This is a genomic window from Metapseudomonas resinovorans DSM 21078 (assembly GCF_000423545.1).
Classification (GTDB): Bacteria; Pseudomonadota; Gammaproteobacteria; order Pseudomonadales; family Pseudomonadaceae; genus Metapseudomonas; species Metapseudomonas resinovorans.
In genome coordinates this window covers 21,923-37,795 of record NZ_AUIE01000035.1, presented here as the reverse complement: position 1 = coordinate 37,795, position 15,873 = coordinate 21,923, and the positions used below count along the sequence as shown (strand labels likewise).

The 15,873-nt window shown below is 66.2% G+C and carries 10 protein-coding genes; 4 read left to right on the top strand and 6 right to left on the bottom strand.

The annotated features are described in order from the left end of the window. Positions 1 to 99 precede the first annotated feature (99 nt). Genes G559_RS0120710 through G559_RS29150 form a run of 4 tightly spaced genes read left to right on the top strand, consistent with a single transcriptional unit; the run spans position 100 to position 4,165 of the window. Positions 100 to 1,950 carry a DUF1302 domain-containing protein gene (locus G559_RS0120710; protein ID WP_028630081.1) on the top strand — a complete coding sequence of 617 codons (1,851 nt, stop codon included), beginning with the start codon at positions 100 to 102 and terminating at the stop codon, positions 1,948 to 1,950. 12 nt (positions 1,951 to 1,962) lie between these two features. After that, complete coding sequence (locus G559_RS0120705) at positions 1,963 to 3,333, top strand: DUF1329 domain-containing protein (RefSeq protein WP_051246804.1); 1,371 nt, start codon at positions 1,963 to 1,965, stop codon at positions 3,331 to 3,333. Between the two features lie 60 nt (positions 3,334 to 3,393). Next, positions 3,394 to 3,768: a YidH family protein gene (locus G559_RS0120700; RefSeq protein ID WP_028630079.1), complete on the top strand. Its 375-nt coding sequence runs from the start codon at positions 3,394 to 3,396 to the stop codon at positions 3,766 to 3,768. Between the two features lies 1 nt (position 3,769). Then, positions 3,770 to 4,165, top strand: coding sequence for a DUF202 domain-containing protein (locus tag G559_RS29150; RefSeq protein WP_081668122.1), 396 nt, complete (start codon positions 3,770 to 3,772; stop codon positions 4,163 to 4,165). A 122-nt stretch (positions 4,166 to 4,287) separates the two neighbouring features. Here G559_RS29150 and G559_RS0120690 read toward each other — a convergent pair whose 3' ends face one another. From G559_RS0120690 to G559_RS0120665, 6 genes are all read right to left on the bottom strand, one after another. Next, positions 4,288 to 6,255 (bottom strand): alkyl/aryl-sulfatase, encoded by a 1,968-nt coding sequence (locus G559_RS0120690; RefSeq protein ID WP_028630078.1) that lies wholly within the window; start codon positions 6,253 to 6,255, stop codon positions 4,288 to 4,290. 192 nt (positions 6,256 to 6,447) lie between these two features. Further along, positions 6,448 to 7,206 carry a bestrophin-like domain gene (locus tag G559_RS0120685; RefSeq protein ID WP_028630077.1) on the bottom strand — a complete coding sequence of 253 codons (759 nt, stop codon included), beginning with the start codon at positions 7,204 to 7,206 and terminating at the stop codon, positions 6,448 to 6,450. 217 nt (positions 7,207 to 7,423) lie between these two features. Further along, positions 7,424 to 7,912, bottom strand: coding sequence for a GlcG/HbpS family heme-binding protein (locus G559_RS0120680; RefSeq protein WP_028630076.1), 489 nt, complete (start codon positions 7,910 to 7,912; stop codon positions 7,424 to 7,426). A 98-nt stretch (positions 7,913 to 8,010) separates the two neighbouring features. Further along, positions 8,011 to 8,637 carry a response regulator transcription factor gene (locus G559_RS0120675; protein ID WP_028630075.1) on the bottom strand — a complete coding sequence of 209 codons (627 nt, stop codon included), beginning with the start codon at positions 8,635 to 8,637 and terminating at the stop codon, positions 8,011 to 8,013. Further along, complete coding sequence (locus G559_RS0120670) at positions 8,634 to 10,085, bottom strand: sensor histidine kinase (protein WP_245586526.1); 1,452 nt, start codon at positions 10,083 to 10,085, stop codon at positions 8,634 to 8,636. The genes G559_RS0120675 and G559_RS0120670 overlap by 4 nt, the downstream gene beginning before the upstream one ends. Before the next feature lie 245 nt (positions 10,086 to 10,330). Beyond that, the gene (locus G559_RS0120665) at positions 10,331 to 15,817 is read right to left on the bottom strand and encodes an AAA family ATPase (protein ID WP_028630073.1); all 5,487 of its coding nucleotides are present in this window, start codon (positions 15,815 to 15,817) and stop codon (positions 10,331 to 10,333) included. Between the last annotated feature and the right edge of the window lie 56 nt (positions 15,818 to 15,873).

Here is a 15,873-nt window from a genome sequence, read left to right as displayed (position 1 = left end):
CTCAAGCGGCCGGGATTCCTATTGCCTGGATATACCCGAACTTGTTGTGCCTGCGCCTGAAACTTGGTTCTCACTCGAAAACAAAGAGGATAATGAGTGATGAGATTCAATATGCGCGGCATTATTCGTCCGCCTTTTCTCCTATTGCCGCTGAGTTGTCTTGTCAGTCATGCACTGGCAGCCGATTTCCAGATCGGCGAGATCGAGGGCCAACTGGATTCCTCGCTCTCCATCGGCACCAGCATCTCTACCGCCAACCCTGACCCGAAGCAGCTCAATAGCGCCACCAGCGACGACGGCAGGCGCAACTTCCGCTCGGGCGACGCCTTCTCCGGCATCTTCAAAGGCACCCATGACCTGCAGTTGAGCCACGGTGACGTCGGCGTCTTCGTGCGGGGCAGCTACTGGTACGACTACGTCCTGCGGGACCAGGACCAGCGTTTCAAGAACGTGGAAGACAATAACCGCAAGCGCTCGGCGAAGACTGCGGGCACCGAGTTACTGGACGCCTTCGTCTACTACAACTACGCCATCGCCGATCAACCGGGCTCGGCGCGCCTGGGCAAGCAGGTGGTGAACTGGGGCGAAAGCACGTTCATCCAGGGTGGTATGAACGTGGTCAACCCCTTCAATCTTTCGGCCTTGCGCCGTCCGGGTTCGGAGGTGAAGGAAGGCCTGGTTCCGGTAAATATGTTCTACGTGTCGCAGAACCTGACTGATGCGATCTCCGGGGACTTCTTCTACCAGCTGGATTGGGAACAGACCCAGCTGGACAACTGCGGCACCTTCTTCTCCAGCAACGACTTCCTTGCCGATGGCTGCGACGGCCTCGACGTGGGCAACGTGCTCACCGGCAACCCGGCGGCAGTGGCTGGCCTTACGCCGTTCGGCGTCAACCTCACCGACGAGGGCATCCGTGTTCCCCGTGCCGGCGATGAAGATGCCCGCAACGGCGGCCAGTGGGGGATGTCCCTGCGCTGGTTCGCCGCCAACCTGGACACGGAATTCGGCGCCTATATCGCCAACTACCACAGCCGCGTGCCCTACATGGGCACCATCAGCAGCCCCTACTACACCAACACCAGCTTCGCCCCGCAGCTGTGCGCCAACCTCGGCGTGCCCCTGGCCAACTGCGGTGCCTTCCTTCGCAGCGCCAACGGCCAGAGTCTGGCCGGTGCCCTGCGCCTGGGTACCTCCCAGTACCTGGCCCAGTACCCGGAAGACATCCGCCTGTATGGCCTGTCGTTCTCCACCAACCTCAGCACCGGTACCGCGCTACAGGGTGAGATCAGCTACCGGCCGAACATGCCGATCCAGCTCAACGGTACAGACGTCATCCAATCGCTGCTGAACAACGCCGCACGCTCGCCCCTGGTGGCCGAAGACATCCGCCCCAACGCGGACAGCACGCTGTTCAACGGCTACCGACGCAAGGAAGTCACCCAGGCGCAGGTCACCGCCACCCACTCTTTCGCCCAGGTACTGGGGGCCGATCAACTGGTGGTGGTAGGCGAAGCGGGAGCCACCTGGGTCGGCGGCCTGGACGGCACCTTCGGTCCACGCTATGGCCGCAGCGGCACCTATGGCAGCGGCATCCTCGCCAGCGGCGCCTGTGCGGGTACCTCGAAAACGCCAGAGCACTGTAACGACCAGGGCTTTCTCACGCGCTTCTCCTGGGGTTACCGGGTGCGCACCAACCTGAGCTACCCCAACGCCATCGCCGGTATCGACCTGCGCCCCAACCTCTCCTGGCAGCACGATGTGGACGGCAACGGCCCCGGCGAAGGCTCGGCCTTCAGTGAAGGTTCCAAGGCCATCAGCGTCGGCCTCGACGCCTCCCTCAACAACACCTACAGCGCCAGCCTGGCATACACCGACTTCATCGACGGCGACTACGGCACCCGTGGCGACCGCGATTACCTGTCCATCAGCCTGGGCGTCAATTTCTAAGTGGAGTCCCTCATGATCAACACCCACAGCCTGGTGCGTGGCGGCGCACTCTTCTGCACCCTCCTCCTGTCCGGCCAGGTCCTGGCCGCTGTCTCGCCGGAAGAGGCGGCCAAACTGCAAGGCCCCCTGACCCCGATCGGTGCCGAACGCGCCGGCAGCGCCGACGGCCGCATTCCGGCCTGGGACGGCGGCTTGCAACCCGCCAAGCCTGAGCTGACGGCCAATGGCACGCCGGCCGATCCCTTTCGCGGTGAGCAGCCACTGTTCACTATCGATGCGCGCAACTACACCGAGCACCAGGAGCATCTGAGCCCCGGGCAGATCGCCCTGCTCAAGCGCTACCCGAACAGCTTCCACCTGCCGGTCTACCCCAGCCACCGCTCGGCGGCCATACCCGACGCCCTCCGTGAATCTGCCGCACGCAACGCCACCAGCGCCCGCCTGATGAATGACGGCAACGGCGTGGAAGGCTTCTCTGGAATGGTCGCGTTCCCCATCCCGCAGAATGGGCTGGAGGTGCTCTGGAACCATCTGACCCGCAATCGCAACGCCAGCTTCAGCCTGACCTCCGACAGCGCGGCGCCCCAGAAGGACGGCGCCTACACCATCATGACGACCCAGCAATACTTCACCCGCCGCGACGCGGTGAAGGGCATGGCACCGGAGCAGGCGCGCAACATCCTCTACTACTACAGCCACCTGCTGACCGCGCCTTCGCGCATGGTGGGCGAAGTGGTACTGGTGCATGAAACCCTCGACCAGGTGGCCGAGCCGCGCCTGTCCTGGGTCTACAGCGCCGGTCAGCGGCGGGTACGGCGTGCCCCCAGCATCGCTTATGACACGGCTGGCCCCACCACCGCCGGCCTGCGTACCGCCGATAGCCGAGACATGTTCAACGGTGCGCCGGACCGCTACGACTGGAAACTGGTGGGCAAGAAGACCCTCTACGTGCCCTACAACAGCTACCGGCTGGCCTCCCCCGACCAGCACTACGACGACCTGCTGCAACCCGGCCACGTCAACCCCAACGCCACCCGCTACGAGCTGCACCGCGTATGGGAGGTGGTTGCCACCCTCAAGCCCGGCATGCGGCATATCTACAGCAAGCGTCACTACTTCATCGACGAGGACACCTGGGCCATCCTCGAGGCTGACCACTACGACAACCGTGGCGAGCTCTGGCGCATCGGCGAGGCCCACAGCTACTACCACTACAGCGGGCAGTCGGCGGTCAACGCCATGGAGATCACCTACGACCTCAACAACGGCCGCTACCTGGCCTCCGGCCTGACCAGCGAACAGCGCCATCCATTCGACTTCAGCTATCAGGCCAGCACTTCTGACTACTCACCCGGCGCCCTGCGCAGCAAGGGATTGCGCTGAGTGACCCTCCTGCCGCCATCGTGCGCCCTGCCGATGGCGGCCCTTCCTGGCCGGAACACCATGCCCACCCCATCCCCCCGAAAGTCGCTCAGCGACACCCTGCTTGGCGGCGACGAACCCGACCCGCGATTCACCCTGGCCAACGAGCGCACCTTCCTGGCCTGGGTCCGCACGGCGCTCGCCCTGATGGGCGGCGGCATCGCCGTGGAAACCTTCGCGGGCCAGGCTTTCGAGCCCTGGCTGCGATTGACCATCACCCTCTGCTTGCTGGCCCTGAGCCTGCTGGTCAGCATCGGCGCCTGCCTGCGCTGGCTGGCCGTTGAGCGGGCGCTGCGCCACGGTCGCGCCCTGCCCTTGCCGGTGCTGGTGCCGCTGTTGACCCTGGGCTGCTGCCTGGCGGCGCTGATCCTGGCCAGCCTGTTCTGGCCCCGCTGAGATGACCACTAGCAACACCGACCGGGGCCTGCAGGCCGAGCGCACCGAGCTGGCCTGGCGTCGCACCCAGGTGTCCCTGCTGGTGATCGCCTGCCTGGCGCTACGTGGCCAGTCGCCCCTGCTGATGATCATCGCCCTGGCAACCGCGGGTCTGCTGTGGACCGGCCAGAGCGGGCGCTACCGGATCAGCCAGACCATGCTGCAGGACGAATGCGGTCGTGCGCGACCGGTCCTGGTGATCGGTACCAGCCTGGCCCTGGTGGTGATGACGCTGGTCGCCCTCCAGGGCGCCTGGCGCTCGGCGCAGCCCACTGCCCTTCACAAGGAAGCGACAACAATGACTATCCGCGCGCCGGCTACCCAACACGGGAATACAACACCCCCAGCCCCACACTAGGAAGCCGCGCCGAAGCCTGGAAGTTGGCGGAATCGCGCAGATAACCGCCGGCCTGACCTACCGCCACAAAAAAGCCCCGGCGCGCAGCAGCCACACTGCGCGACCGGGGCCTTGGCGTGGAATCAGGGTTCCACCAGGTTGAACTGCGGATTGGCCTCGTCCAGCCCACCGAGAAGCTTGAGCAGCTTGAGGCGGCCGCTCTCGAACTCGATGCCACCCACGGTAGCCTCCTTGAGGAAGCCGGTTTCCTTCAGCGAGATGCGATCCAGCAGCGCCTTGGTCATGGTCAAGTCCACCTCCGCCTCGGCATGACGCATGCCCTTGCGGTAGGTCAGCACGCCGTTGCGCAGGGTCAAGGCGTAATCCTCGCCCAGGTCGCTGAAACGCCAGTTGATGCGCAAGTCCTCCCCGGCGGCCTTCATGGCGTCGATGCGCACCGCCAGGTAGTCGAAGAACATGCTCGGCGTCAGGGCGCGGATCATGTCTGGCGCGCCGTTGCGGCCACGGGGTTGTGCCACGCCCTGGCGCAGTTCCTGGGCGCCACTCAGGTAGACGTTGCGCCAGGTGGCGTTCTCGCTCTGGTAACCCAACTGCTCCAGGGTGTCGGCCTGCAGGTCCCGCGCCGCCTGGTTGCCGGGCTCGGCGAAGACCAGATGGTTAAGCAACTGCGCGGCCCAGCGATACTCCCCGGCCGCGAAGGCCTTGTGGGCGCTGGCCAGTACCGAGTCGGCGCCGCCCATGGCTTCGACGTAGCGCGTGCCGGCGTCTTCCGGCGGCAAGGGGTCGAGGTTGGCCGGGTTGCCGTCGTAAAAACCCATGTAGCGCTGGTAGACGGCTCGCACGTTGTGGCTGAGGGAACCGTAGTAGTCGCGGCTGTACCACTTGCTGGCCAGACGCGGCGGCAACGACGACAGTTGCGCGGCGATCTCGGTGGGCGTCAGGCCCTGGTTGATCAGGCGCAGCGTCTGGCTGTCGAGGAAGGCGTACATGTCACGCTGGTCCGCCAGATAGTCACGGATCTCGGCGCCTCCCCAGGTGGGCCAATGGTGCTGGGCGAAGAGCACATCGGCCTTGTCGCCGTAGCGCACCAACGCATCGTCCAGGTAGTGCGCCCAGACCTTGGCGTCACGCACCAGTGCGCCCCGCAGGGTCAGCACGTTGTGCTGGGTATGGGTGGCGTTCTCGGCCATGCAAAGGGTGCGGAACTGCGGGAAATAGAGGTTCATCTCCGCCGGCGCCTCGGTGCCGGGGGTGAGCTGGAACTCGATCTCCACCCCGTCGACGGTGCGCGTCTCAAGGGGCTTGGCGATCAACTCGGTGGGGGGAATCAGCGTCACCGTGGCATTGTTCGGCGTGCTCTTGCCCAGGCCGGCATCCACCTGACCCCGCTCGCCCCGTGGCAGCTGCGAACCGTACATGTACTGGGCACGGCGCATCATCGCCGGGCCGGCCAGCACGTTCTCGCTGACAGCGTGTTCGTAGAAGCCCTCCGGCGCGATCACCTGCACCTTGCCAGCCTTCACGTCAGCCTCCTCGATCACGCCACGAACACCGCCAAAATGGTCGACGTGGGAATGGCTGTAGATCACGGCCAGCACCGGTTTGCGTGGGCGATGCCGGTAGTACATCTCCAGGCCGGCGCGGGCGGTTTCGGTACTGATCAGCGGGTCGATGAGGATCAGCCCGCTGTCACCTTCAATGATCGTCATGTTCGACAGGTCCAGCCCGCGCACCTGGTAAACGCGTTCGCGTACCTGGAACAGACCGGCGATGTTGTTCAGCTGTGCCATGCGCCAGAGGCTGGGGTTGACGCTGGCCGGGGCATCCCTGCCATCCAGGAAGTCGTAGGCCTTGCGGTTCCACACCGGCAGCCCGTCGGCATTTTCGACGACACCCTTGAAGGGCTCGAGCAGCCCCCGGCGGGCGTTCTCGAAATCGGCCTTGTCGGCAAAGGGCAGGCGCTCGAGCCAGCCCTGGTTAAGGCTGCGGGTGAACTCGGTGGCAGGCTTGCCGGCAGCGGGCAGGTCGGCATGGACGCCGCCGGACAGGAAAAGCGCCAGGGCGATGGCGCTGAGGCGGAAGCTGGGCATGTAAAGGCTCGTTCTGGTCTTGTTGGTATGAACGGACACGCGGTCCCTCCGCGACTCTAGGGAGGCCCGCCAACCCACGCCAATACCAGAGGCGCATGCCGCCCATAGCGGGTTGCGATAGCGAACGAAGGCCAGGCGAGACCAAGACACTGACGTGCGGCGACGCCGCTCGCCTTGCCCGCCGGCCTGCTGCTAGAGCGTCTCGATCTCGGCCAGGGCCCTGCGCAGGGGCTCGTCGGATATCTGGATGGGCCCGCTGAAGGGGATGTCCATGTCGAGCACGAGGTAGACAGAACCTGCGAACAGCAATGCGGACACCAGGAGCATGGTGACGACCATGGGATTGTGGGGCGCACGATAGCCGAAGCTGGCGAAGACGAGGGTCATCCAGGCAACGAGCATGGTGATGAGCGGGCTGGGGATGTTGCCTTCGGATTGCTCCACGATCTGCCACCGTTTCTGCAGGAGGCTGTGGTACTGCTGGCGGAGGTCCGCGAGCATGGTTTCGTGGTAGCGGTCGGTAGGACTGATGGCGGCCAGCTCGTCACCAAGGTCGTCCAGGTACCGGACTGCCCCGCTCACCCGCCGCTGCAGCGCATCATTGCTCCTGGACGGATTCGCGATGGCTTCCCGTACATAGGTGGTCAGTTGGCGGCGCGCGGCATCGGCGCCGGAACCGTAGGTGCGCAGGGTCCGGTCGAGGATGATGATGTCGGCGGCATAGGCATGGATGCTGGCATCGATGGACTCGAAGGTGTTCTTGGCCGAGTTGATGAACAGGCCGAACACCAGGGATGTCATCACCACGAATATGTTGGCCACCAGGCGCACAACCGTGTTGGTCTCTTCATCCCGATGGCGCAAGGACAGACGCGGATAGAAATGCATCATCGTGAGCGAGGCAACGCTCAGGCAGATGAATACCCCGGCAGCGACCAGCAGACTTTCCATGAACAAGGCTCTCCAAGATGACGACCTCGCGATCACATCCTTGGAGAAAAGACTATCGGCAGCGTTCAAGCCAACGCGACGCCCATTGGCAGCCCAGGCAGTCCGAGCGACGCAATCGCCTCAGTGCGTAGTCTCGAGCACCTGGGCCAGCACCAGGCCGATGCTCATGGTCACCGGAGTGGCCGGCCCCCCTGCCGAGAGAGGCCGGGCACTGCGCTTACTTGAACAGGGCGGCGTTGTCGGCCAGGACGGCGTCGGCGCACTGCGCGTCCAGATGACCGCCAGGGGCACCCGCCACGCCGATGGCTCCGATGACGGTATCGCCGGCCTTGACCGGAACACCGCCCCCCAGCAGCAGGAAGCCTGGAATGTCGGTCAGGTTGGCCGCGACCGGGTTCTTCTGGGCGTTTTCCATGATGGCCAGGGTCGGCGTCTTGGCGGAGGCGGCGGTGAATGCCTTGGCACGGCTGGCCTCGATGGTGTGGGGGCCGGCGTTGTCGGCGCGGGCGAAGGCTTTCAGCAGGCCTGCGCGGTCCACGACCGAGGCGCTCACGTTGTAGCCCTTGGCCTGGCACGCGGCGACGGTGGCGGCGGCCAGCTTCTGGGCGTCCGCGCTCGAGAGGTTGCTTTCGTTCAGAACGGCGGCGTTGGCGGTGCCCGCGAAAGCCAGGGCGCCGAGCAGTGCGGCAAGGGAGGAACGAGGCATGGCTATGTCCTTTTCGTGGTTCGATTTCAGGAATGGCCAGTGTGTCCAGAACCCGCTTGCCGCGGTATGCGCCCGACTACGGGACGCCCTCCGTAGCGCTACGGAGACGGGGCGTCGAGCAAGCTGGCGTACTGCCGAATGAGCTGCGCCAGCGAGTCGGCCTCCAGCTTGGCGAAGACGTTGGCGCGGTAGGTTTCCACCGTGCGCGGCGACAGATCGAACTCGCGCGCGATTTCCTTGTTGCTCATGCCCTGGACGATGCGCACCAGCACCTCACGCTCGCGCCCGGACAGGCGCGCCAGGCGTTCGGCGGCTGCCTGCGTGACCGCCAGGCGCTCGCGGCTGGCGATATGGCTGCGTACGGCGGCCTGCACGACGTCCAGGAAGACGTCGTCATCCACCGGCTTCTGCAGGAATTCCACGGCGCCCCCCTTGAAGGCGCGGCGGCACAAGTCGACGTTGCCGTGGCCGGTCAGCATGACCACCGGCAGATCGGAGGACTCCGCCAGCCTTGCCAGCACATCCAGCCCACCGATGCCCGGCATACGGATGTCCAGCACCACGCAACCGATGGCCTGTGGCGACAGTGACGACAGGAAGGCCCGGGGGTCGCCATGGCCCTCGCTGCGCAACCCGACGCTGCGCAATAGCAGCGCCAGCCCGTCGCGCACCGCATCATCGTCGTCGACCAGGTACACCAGCGGGGATTGCGCGGGGAGGCTCATGCATCGGCTCCAGCCAGGGGCAGGCTCAGGGTGAAGCGAGCGCCCCGGGGTTCGAGGTTGCTGGCCGTGATGCGGCCGTCCATGGCACCGGCGAGCGTTTCGCACAATGCCAGGCCCAGCCCCATGCCTTGCGGCCGCGTGCTGTAGAAGGGCTCGAACAGCCGCGGCAAGGCCTCGGCGGGGATACCGGGGCCATTGTCGCTGACGCTGAATACGTAGTCTCTGCCTTCGACGCCGCCGGTCACGACGATGGTCCGGCTGGCCGGTGTGCCGACCAGCGCATCGGCGGCGTTCTGCACCAGGTTGTGCAGGATCTGCTCAAGCGCCACCCGGTCTCCCAACGGGCGAACGCCCGGGTTGGTGTTGCGCCACGCCAGGCGGATGCCTCGACGCGCCAGCTCGTCTTCACGCAGGAACAGCAGCGAAGCCATCAGGGCGTCGGGGTCGACTAGCGTGCGCGATGACGGTGAGCTGGGTGTCACCAGCTCACGCATGCGGCTGATGATGTCGGCCGCGCGGCGAGCCTGGCCAGCACTGGCAAGCAGGGCCTGGCGCACGGCGGGGCGCTCTTCTTCGTCGTCCAGCAGGCGCTCGGCCGCGCGCACCTGGGCGAGGATGGCCGTCAGTGGCTGGTTCAACTCATGGGCCAGGCCCGCGGCCATTTCACCCAGGGTGTTCAACCGTGCCATTGCTGCCAGGCGGACCTCCTCCTGTCGCCGCCTGGCCTCAGCGCGCGACCGCTGCCAGGCAGCGGCGCCGGCCACCAGCAGGCCGCTGGCGACGACCCAGGCCAACCATTCCAGCCAGGGCCAGTCGGCGGGCGTCAGCGTGCGCCAGCTGTGCAGGGCAAAGGGTTGGCTGACCGCACCCAACGGTTTGCGCACATCGAGGGCCCAACCCGGCGCCCCGGCGGCGGGCTGACGCGCCAGCAGCGTGAGCGCCCCCTTCCCCAGGTCCAGCGTCAGCAAGGCGAGCGAGGGCGGGAAATCGGTGGCTGGCAGAAGCTGCCGCGCGTCCAGCAACAGGCTCCAGCCCGATGGGGCCACCAGCCAATAGCACGCCTCGTCCAGCGGCAGGGTGACGGGGTGCCCCGCCTGGCGGGCCTCTTCCAGCGCAGCCGGCAGGGCTGGCGGCAAAGCAGTGCTGCCCGCCCAGCCCCCGTCACGCAGGTGGCCCAGGCCCAGCAGCTGCGGCATGGACGCCTGCAGGCTGGGCAAGAGGCGTTCAGGAATGGGGGCGTGCGACAGCGCCGCCAGGGTTTCCAGCACAGCTTCGTGCTGCACGGTCTTCTGGCTGAGCATGCGCTGCACGATGCTGGTGTCCTGGAAAAAGCGCTCGTAGCGGTCGGCGTAATCCTGCCAGCCGATCCAGGCGGCGACGGGGCAGAACAGCACCAGCCAGAACAGGAATGTGCGAGTAAGCGTCAGGGGTTTCACGGCGGACATCATGACTCGCGCCTCCGCGCTCCAGCCATCCGTAGGGCTACGGAGGCCGGGCAGGCATGCGTTGCGTTGCCTTGGCTCGGGCACATGGCGTCGGAGTCGTGGCGGCATCGCCGGCGGGTGGAAATCACCCGCGCCGGTGGTCCTGGTCTGGTCATGGTCGCGAGGCCTGTGTGAGCAAGGAAGCGTGCGTGCCGGGCGGCAGACAATCCTAGCCCGGACGCCATCCAGGGTGGTGGCGGGACTTGCCGCTACGCCTCCCCGACTGGATGAGCCGGCAGGGTGAACCGGACGATGGCGCCGCAGGGCTGGTTAGCGCCGGCCCACATCCGGCCACCGTGGCTTTCGACGATCGAGCGGCAGATGGACAGGCCCATCCCCAGGCCCGTGGGCTTGGTGGTGTAGAACGGGGCGAACAACTGCTCGCTGGCCAGTTCAGCGAAGCCCGGTCCGCTGTCGCTCACGGTCACCAGCACGCCGCCAGGATCGCCCTCCTCCGTGGTGATGTGCAGGTGCCGCGGTGCGTCGGCGTTGGCGCCCATGGCCTCCAGTGCGTTGATGATGAGGTTGAGGAGCACTTGCTGCAGCTCGACCCGGTCGCCTTCTATGCGGGGCAGGCCATTGGCGAGTTGCGTGCGTACCGAGACGCCGCCCTTGGTGGCCTGGCTGCGGGTGAAGTCGATCATGTCGCGGATGGCTTCGTTGACGTCCACCGGCTCCTTCTGCGGCGGCGCCTTCCTGATCAATCCGCGAATCCGGCCAAGGACCTCCGAGGCCCGATTGGCATCCTTGATGATGCGCGCGAGCACCTGCCCGACTTCGTCGACGTTAGGTGGCTGGGCGCCTAGCCAGCGCTGCGCGGCATGAGCGTTGGTGACCGTGGCGGCGATTGGCTGGTTGACTTCGTGGGCGATGGAGGCGGCGAGCTGCCCCATGGTGGCGACACGGTTGGCGTGGGCCAGTTCAGTCTGGACCTCGCGATAACGCCGCTCACCCTCGCGGACCTTTTCCTCGGCCTGCTTGCGTTCGGTCAGGTCGAGCACGAAGGCGACGCCTTCCTTGAGGCTCGCTTCGAAGGAGGCCAGGCCCAGGATGACGGGCAGGCGGCTGCCATCCTTCCTGATGTATTCCTTCTCGAAGGGCTGCGCACGCCCGTACTGGACGGCCTCCGCCAAGGCCTTTTCGCTGTCCTCGCGCTGTTCCGGCGGTGTCATGTCCCACCAGCGCACACGGCCCGAGAGCAGGTCCTCCCGCTCGTAGCCCACCATGTGGAGAAAGGCGTCGTTGGCCTCGCGGATCTCGCCTTCGGCGCTCCAGACGATGATGCCGATGATGTTGGCGTCGACGAGGCGCCGGATTTTCGCTTCACGCTCCTCGACATCGCGGTACAAGCGGGCGTTTTCCAGGGAGATCGCCGCCTGCGAGGCCACCAGCTTGAGCACGGCGGTGCGCGCCGGGCTGAACACCCGGGCGGTCTGGTTGTTCTCCAGGTAGAGCGCGCCGATGAGCTTGGCCTGGTTCATCAGCGGCAGGCAGAGGATGGAGCGGGTGCTGTGCTGGCTGACGTACGGGTCGGCGGCGAAAGGTGGCTCGGCCAGGGCGTCGTCGAGCACAACGCTCTCGCGAGTGCGCAGCACCCGGTAGAGGATCGACTCGGGCAAAAGCGCGGAACTGGCCGCCTCGTCGCGCAGCCGGGTCATGTCGTCGCCCGTGACCGTTTCCGCAACGACCCGGTGCTCGCCGCCCTCCGACAGGATCAGCAGGCCCCGTTCGGCGCCGGCCTGCTCGATAGCCGTGTGCATGACCATATCGATCAGCCGTTCCAGGACGATGTCGCCCGAGGCCGCCTGCGACACCTTGAGTACAGTGGCCAGGTCGAGGTGCTCGACCGGTGTGGCGATGGTGGTGGTCGGGCCCGGCGCGATTTCCTCCGCCCTCAGGTAGGGGTACGTCGCCTCCAGTTGCCGCACCTTGCCGTCGGCCCCCCAACGCAGGTAGCCGTAGCGGGCGTCGCGCAGGTACAGGCGGGCGATCTTCTCCAGACCGCGCGCCGCATAGCAGCGGGCGGCGAGCTCGTTGGCCAGGGCCTCGATATGCACGAAGCCACTCTCCTGCGCCGAGCGGATGGCCTGCTCATAGAGCTGCTCGGCATCCAGCAGGCGACCTTCGACGCGGGCGATCTCGGCACCCACCAGCGCAACCCGGCCGGCGAAGTTCTCCGCGCACTGTTGCGCCCACACTTGAAGCTGCCGGTGGTGCGCAGCCATGGCTTCCAGGTGCGCTGCATGCTCACTGGCCGGCAAGCTATTGCAACGGGCGGCCCGGACTAGCGCGCCGTAGAAGTGGTACTCGGCCTCTTCGAAGAAGGAGTACGAGGTCCAGAGCAGTTCTTCCGCCCGGAGCGCGGCGTCCATGGCGGCCTCGTGGTCCTCGGCCAGGTAGCGGGCTTGCAGTTTGCGTACCCAGTACCAGCAAAAGGCGAGCGCCAGGTCCGAGCTGGCGGACAGGTGGGCTTCAGTGCGCGGCTCGTCGTCGAAACAGCCGAACACCGGTGTCAGGCCGCGCAGCATGCGGATCAGCGCAAGCTGAGTGGAGATGAAATCAGTGACCAGGCCAAAGCGCACCTTCTCGGCATACGCCAGGCCGCGTTCGGCTTCAACCTGCACATCGGGCAGCGGCTCACCGGCGAAGAGCAGGTCCGAGTTGCGGCTGTTGCCCGCATAGGCGCCGTAGGCAAGATCGCCCACCCGGTTCGCCGCGGTGAACGCACGTTGCAACAGGGCACGGCACTCTCCCACGGGCCTCATCCAGCGCACAGAGAAGATCGAGAAGCACAGGAAGCTACTGGCCTCGAAACGCTTCAGATTGCGCCGGTCGATCAATTGGCAGCCGAGCAGGCCGAAGCGGTAGCCGGCCTGGTAGTCGCCGAAGCGCCGTCCGGCGACCCTGCCCAGATTGGCGTAGCTCACACACGACGCATCGCAATTGCCCCGTTCGAGGCTGAGGCTGATCCCCTTGCAGATCGTCAGGGCGGCAAGGTTTGCATCCGTCTGCAAGGCAGACGGGAAGAGCTTGGTCAGGGCATCGACAGTCGCGAGGGTGGCCGCATCGTCCATCAGCGGCAGGTCGATGAGGTCCTCGATCTCGCGGTCGCCGAGCATCGACCAGATGTGGTCGTACTCGCGACGCACCTCGGCGTCCTCCGGATGGGGCGACCACTCGATGCCGACATGCCGCAGGTAGGCGAGGCAGACCGCCACCGCCTGGTCGCTGCAATCGAGGAGCAGGTAGACATCCATTCGCAGGCAGGCGACCTGCGCTCGCTCGACCGTGCTCGTGGCGCGATGGGACAAAGCCGCCAGCCGCGCGTCCGCGACGGACAACTGCCCGGTCAGGAACTCGCATTCGGCGCGGTTCAATTCGAGGGCGAACATCAGCGCATGCCGGTGTTCCCAGCACTGCTCGTCGAGCAACTCGGCACCGGCGCCGAGGTAGGCAAGCGCCGACGCATAGGCTGTGGACGCCTTGGCGCGCTGGCCGGCGAGCAGGTTGAACTCGGCAAGCCGCTCCCGCTCGCCCACGTCGCTGATCAGCGCCGCACCGCGATTGAGCTGGCCGACGATTTCGAAGATGGCCTCCTCGCGTCGTTCCGGGGATAGCTGCGCCACCAGCAAGCGCCCGACACGCAGGTGGCTTTCCGCGCGCGAAGCCAGGGGGATCAAGGAATAGGCTGCTTCATGGATGCGGTCGTGAACGAACGAGTAGGCGCCCTCCTGCCGCTCGACCAGTTCCTGACGCACGGCCTCCCAGAGGACGGCGTGGACCTGTTCCGGCGTGACGCCCAACACCGTCGACAGTGTCGCGATCCCGGCGGCGTTGCCGAGACAGGCGAGTTGCTGCAATACCTGCTGCGTCTCCAGGGGCAGGCGTGCCAGCTTGCCGACCATCAGGTCCACGACATTGTCGGTGTAGCCCTTGGCAAGGATGCGCTCCGCGTCCCAGCGCCACTGCCGTGTCGCATGGTCGAAGGCGAGCAGGTCTTCGTCGGCGAGCGCCTGCAGGAACTGGATCACGAAGAACGGGTTACCGGCGGTCCTGTCCTGCACCAGCTGGGCCAGCGGCGCGATGCGCGCGCGCTCGCAATGCAGCGCCTCTGCGATCAGTTGCTTGATGTGTTCGAGGGCGAGCGGCGTCAGGGTGATTTCATCGATCCGCACGCCCGCATTCCTGATGGCCTGGAGCTTGCCGGTCAGCGGGTGCGTGGCATCGACCTCGTTGTCACGGTAGGCACCGATCAGCATCAGGTGCCTCAGTTCCGAATGGATCAGCAGATCCTCCAGCAGATCGAGGGTCGCCGCGTCGAGCCACTGCAGGTCGTCGAGGAACAGCGCGAGCGGATGCTCCCCCCGGGCGAAAACCCCGATGAAACGGCGGAACACCAGGAGGAACCGGCGCTGCGCCTGCTGGGGTTCCAGCTCTGGCACGGGTGGCTGCTCACCAATGATGAGTTTCAGCTCGGGAATCAGGTCGGTCATCAGCCGGGCGTTGGGTTCCAGGGCGTCCAGCAGTGAGCCGCGCCAGGTTTCCAGTTCCGCGTCGCTCTTGCCCAGAAGCGTCCGCACCAGGCTCTGGAAGGCCTGCACCAGTGTCGAATAGGGGATGTTGCGCTTGTACTGGTCGAACTTGCCGGAGGCGAACAGCCCTCGCGGCGGAACCAGCACCTTGTGCAGTTCATTGACCACCGAGGATTTGCCGATGCCGGAGTATCCGGAGACCAGCACCAGCTCCGGCGAGGCGCTGCCGACGATCCGCCCGAACGAGGCAACCAGGGTGTTCACCTCCCGCTCCCGGCCGTAAAGCTTCTCGGGGATCAGTAGCCGGTCCGGCACGCCCTGCTCGTCCAGGGGGAAGTTGTGGATGTGGCCCTGCCGCTGCCAGTCCGAGAGGCAGCGCAGCACGTCATGCTCGACGCCAGCAGCGGTCTGGTAACGCTCCTCGGCGGTCTTGGCCAGCAGTTTCATGACGATGCGCGAGACCACGCCGGGCACCGTCGCTTCCCGCTCGTCCGGCGGCACGGCCTTTCTGGCGATATGGCAATGCACCCACTCCATGGCGTCAGTGGCGGCGAACGGCAGCGCACCGGTGAGCATCTGGTAGAAGGTGACGCCCAGGGCGTAGAGATCGCTGCGCGAATCGATCGAACGATTCATCCGGCCGGTTTGCTCGGGGGCCATGTAGGCGAGCGTGCCGGCGATGGTTTCCGGCGGCTCGGGGGCCTGGCGCTCGCGCGGCAGCCGCGAGGTGAGACCGAAGCCGGTGAGCCGAGCCTGGCCGTCGGCGCAGTTCACCAGGATGTGGGCAGGCTTGAGGTCCTTGTGCACCAGCCCGCGCTGGTGCAGTTTGCCCAGCGCCGCGGCCATGCTCGCGGCCAGGCGCAGGAAACTGCCCATCTCCATAGGTGCATCAAGCAACCGAGAAAGCGGCTCGCCATTGGGGTCTTCGAGCACCAGCAGGTGCTGCCCGGCCTCGCGTACCAGCTCCAGCGGGCGCAGCGCCCAGGCGCCATCCAGTTCATCTTTCAGGCCGAATTCATGGGCAAGGCGCTCCAGGCTGGCCGGTGACGGCTGTTCGGCGGCGAGCCGGACGACCAGCACGCGGCTGCCGCCCTCCTCCGGGTACGGCTCCCGGCAGAAGACGCGCTCGCCGTCGTCCCAAACGATCTGCTGTCTGTTAGTCATAGAGGTCGGTGTCATTGGTCGTGGTGGGCCTGCCGCATGTGGCCATCAGGTAGCTG